Below are 282 nucleotides of genomic sequence, written 5' to 3'. Positions count from 1 at the left end.
GACCTAAATGTTATGGCTGACTTGCACGATCAGCTCAGAAAACAGCAAACGAGTGTCGTGGTCGCCGTGTACCTGCCGCGGCCGCGAGATCAAGTAGGGAAGCGCCTCGCTCTGATTCTGATGCAGCGGTGAGGACGAGGCGGGCTGAGACAGGACCTGAATGTCGTGGCTGCCTTGCACGATCAGCGCCGGGATCTGCAGACGGGCAAAGGCCTCGCCGGGTTTCTGCCGCAGCAGCGAGATCAAGTAGGGCTGCACCTGTCTCTTATACACATCTCCGAG

The 282-nt window shown here is 59.2% G+C and carries 1 pseudogene; it reads right to left on the bottom strand.

The window, feature by feature from the left end:
• Nucleotides 1-3: 3 nt before the first annotated feature.
• Nucleotides 4-282: pseudogene (locus ACQ4LH_RS21635) on the bottom strand (hypothetical protein); the annotation flags it as partial.

Origin of the sequence: Pseudomonas peli (assembly GCF_050563605.1) — a bacterium.
Classification (GTDB): domain Bacteria; phylum Pseudomonadota; class Gammaproteobacteria; order Pseudomonadales; family Pseudomonadaceae; genus Aquipseudomonas; species Aquipseudomonas peli_A.
This window is presented reverse-complemented; position numbering and strand designations above follow the sequence as displayed.